At 33.4% G+C, this 3,401-nt stretch carries 3 protein-coding genes and 1 pseudogene; 1 reads left to right on the forward strand and 3 read right to left on the reverse strand.

Annotation, left to right across the window (positions count from 1 at the left end; translation table 11 throughout):
* Positions 1-139: 139 nt before the first annotated feature.
* From T367_RS25640 to xerA, 3 genes and pseudogenes are all read right to left on the reverse strand, one after another.
* Positions 140-828: pseudogene (locus T367_RS25640) on the reverse strand (DUF4386 domain-containing protein).
* 53 nt (positions 829-881) lie between these two features.
* Positions 882-1,457, reverse strand: a complete 576-nt coding sequence (locus T367_RS0118195) for a Crp/Fnr family transcriptional regulator (protein WP_027421125.1) — start codon at positions 1,455-1,457, stop codon at positions 882-884.
* Between the two features lie 98 nt (positions 1,458-1,555).
* Positions 1,556-2,692, reverse strand: a complete 1,137-nt coding sequence (xerA, locus tag T367_RS0118200; protein WP_027421126.1) for a site-specific tyrosine recombinase/integron integrase — start codon at positions 2,690-2,692, stop codon at positions 1,556-1,558.
* A gap of 84 nt (positions 2,693-2,776) precedes the next feature.
* Here xerA and T367_RS0118205 point away from each other — a divergent pair, with 84 nt between their 5' ends.
* Entirely contained in the window at positions 2,777-3,169 is a 393-nt protein-coding gene (locus tag T367_RS0118205; protein WP_027421127.1) for a hypothetical protein, read from the forward strand.
* Positions 3,170-3,401: the final 232 nt, after the last annotated feature.

The raw sequence follows: 3,401 nt of genomic DNA on the forward strand, positions 1-3,401 counted from the left end.
GTAGCTGAATTTCGTGATTAACCCTTTTCACACCCTTACCATACACTTATACATTTTGCTTGGAATCCCTTGGCAACACCGCGATTGAATATAACGGTTTATGTATGGTGTCGTAGCTAACCCGCAGGTTAGCTATGCACTATACATTTTGTTGTGCATTCGTTTTTATAGTCAACCCTTTTGTCAGTAGCCATATTGCTAATACTATTTCTTGTACTACAAGCGGAATTGACATTAGTCCATATTCTGTTGAAATTACTTCAATTAATTGAAATATGATTAAGAAGCTTGCTAACATTATAACTATGTTTCCTAAAAACCCCCAAATGGAAATCCACTTTGGAACGAGTTTTTCTTTGTATAAAATTAAATAAAAAAGTACGTTACCTAATCCCGTTGCCAATATAACGCCTAAATGATTAGTCAAATTACGAAACAACCTTAACATATCTCCAGCTGATTCATAAATGGCTATATCTGAAGGGGAGGCTGAAGAATGTTCTTGGCTTAAGAGAACAAATATCGGTAGTAGTATTATTCCGATTACTTGAAATGTGGCTGCCATAAATCAAATCCTATAAACCCAATCGACAGAGTTTTACTAAACTGTTTAAGTATTGGATAAAGCAAAAGCGAAAAGCCAACATAAATAGGAACTAAAAAGAACTGAAATATTCCACCAGTTAAAACTTGATTTTTATTTGGGTAAACTTCCTCAAGAAATTTACTGCTTTCAACGGCAGGAACAATACTTAAGATACCAGTAATTATTCCCAGAATGATTAAAATTCCTGCAATTTTTGATATTTGTTTATTTCTATTCTCCATAAGCCTAAAAGTAGACACCTATATATTCAGTTCCATTGACTTTGGTTAAGTAATCACTTTTTATTTATTATTCTTTTCCTAATTCGACTTAATGATTCTGGTTTAATGCCCAAATAACTCGCTATTTGGTGTTGAGGAACTCTTTGGTGCAAGGCAGGTCTATTCTTTAGCATACTTAAGTATCGTTCTTCGGGGGTTGATGTCTTAAATTCAGTAAATGAAACCTGTTGTTTAAGAATTATAGTTTCAGCGATTATTCGTGATAACGATTCTAATTGAGGATACTTTTGAAATGTTTCTTTTTCTAATTTCGGATTTCCTACGCTTGCAATAGTATCTTCTAAACATTCTAAATAGTGTTCTGACGGCTTTAACGTTTCATAATTTGCAGGCACAACAGATTGTTCTTCCGTATAGAACTCTATTGTTTTTTCTTCACCATCTTTTAGAAAATAACTCCTAACGCATCCTTTTATAATGAAATAACACTCATTAGAAATACCTCCTTCCTTGAGTAAAACACTCCCTTTCTTGAAAGTTTTTATAAAAGTACTTTCAGAAATGGCGTTTTCTAATTCTTTAGTTATTACAGTGTATTTTGACAGGTATTTTAATATTTCACTTTTCACAATTCAATTCTGTCTATTCGGTTTGTTTTTTTGTAATGATGCACAACATCCGAATATCAAACACGTGTGTGATATTCCTTTTATATGTTATTAGAACACTAAAATAAGGAATCAATTGGACTTTTGACATTTTGAATACTTGAAAATGTGACTTTTGTATAAATCTCTGTCGTTTTAGAACTGCTATGGCCTAATAAGGTTTGAATATATCTTAAGTCTGTTCCACTTTCTAATAGATGGGTTGCAAAACTATGGCGAAGCATGTGAGGGGTAACTTTCTTAGTTATACCTCCTTTAATTGCAGCTTTTGTTAAAATTTTTGCAATACTGGTTCCGCTGTATTGTTTGCCAAATGCGCCTTCGAATAGGTAATTTGTAGGTGACCATTGCTTGTAATAATTACGTAAATCTGCCAGTACTTTATGACTTAATAGGGTATGTCTATCTTTATTACGCTTGCCGCCACGTATTGTGATTACCATGCGTTGTGAATCAATATCTGAAGGGCGAAGGTTTAATAATTCTTGTCGTCTTAGGCCTGCTGAATAGAGTAAGGAAAGGATACAGCGGTGTTTAATGTTGTTGGTGCAATTGATGATGCGTTTTACTTCGTCGGTACTTAATATTGTTGGTAAACGTTCTTCCTTGCGTGGTCGTTCTATGCCGTAGAAACGATTAGGCATTTTTTCGACAACTTCATAATAAAATTTAATGCTATTTACAACTTGGTTTAATTGTGATGAAGATACGCCTTGTTGTGCTAAGCTGTTAAGATAGGTTTGTATGTCATTTTCACTAATGTTTAAAAGGTTATTTGTTTTGAAATGGTTTAAAAATTTTTCGAAATAGCTGATATAGGTGCGCGCAGTATTTTTGGAATATCGCTTGTATTCAAGTTTAGCGAGGTAATTTTCGGGTACTTTAAATGTTTTGTCAGTCGAACTTTTACGGTAAGCATCGAGATTGATAGGGTCATTATCTTTTAGATGTTTTTTTCCTTCAAAAAAATGGGTACCATTTATCCACGCGATGCCTTTAAAGAGATTGAAGATGAGTGAAAAATTTTCAGAAGTGTTAGGCGTACAATACATATTGTAGGTATCGTTCCAACTACAAAATTTGTTGACTTCAATTATTTTTTCTATGTTTTTATTGGGGTAGAATTGAAGTCCTATATGTCGCATGTCATCTATCAATAAATGCTTGAGTGTGATGTTTCCATATCCGGTTTTCATAAGCTTTTTTTATATACAAACATTTGGAATAAAGTTGTTTAGAACCTAATTTATCCGTATAATTAAACGTATAAATAAACGAATATGAGGAATTGTAAGTATGAAGAATGTGGGAATAAGGTAGAGGGGAGGATAGACCGATTATTCTGTTCGAATTATTGTAAAACGGCCTATCATGCTAAAAAGAACAAAGAGAGTGGCAAAGTTTATTTCAAAAAGAAAGTGGATGACGTTTTGCGAAAAAATAGAAAAATTTTAGCAAAATATAATATTAAAAGTAAAGCGACTGTTCGTAAAGAAGTATTGTTGAATGAAGGTTTTAACCCACGTTTTTTTACGCATTATTATAAAACAAAAGCTGGCGATACGTATTTGTTTTGTTACGACCAAGGTTTTAAAGAGATGCGGGATAATCAACGAGATAAGTATTTACTGGTTTTGTGGCAGCCTGGAATGGAAAAACAGGTTTTTGGATAATTTATTGGGTCGTTGACTTTTTCGCGTTAGGGATTGCAGTGGATATCCTTTTTTCTATCCGTCCGCCTCAGACGGATAGAAAAAAGATTAGAACGAAAAGCCCGCCGCCGTTGAAGCTAATTGAGTGAACCCGATTTCTATCCCTTAGGTTTGTTTCTTATAATATAGATATTATCTTGATGTTTATAATTAGAGTTACAACTAGTAAAGGCGAATAAACGATAGCTAAAGG

It is taken from the genome of Crocinitomix catalasitica ATCC 23190, assembly GCF_000621625.1.
Classification (GTDB): Bacteria; Bacteroidota; Bacteroidia; order Flavobacteriales_D; family Crocinitomicaceae; genus Crocinitomix; species Crocinitomix catalasitica.

Bases quoted from the DNA above. Each gene is read 5' to 3' on its own strand.
- xerA (WP_027421126.1), bottom strand. From the start codon at position 2,692: ATGAAAACCGGATATGGAAACATCACACTCAAGCATTTATTGATAGAT.
- T367_RS0118205 (WP_027421127.1), top strand. From the start codon at position 2,777: ATGAGGAATTGTAAGTATGAAGAATGTGGGAATAAGGTAGAGGGGAGG.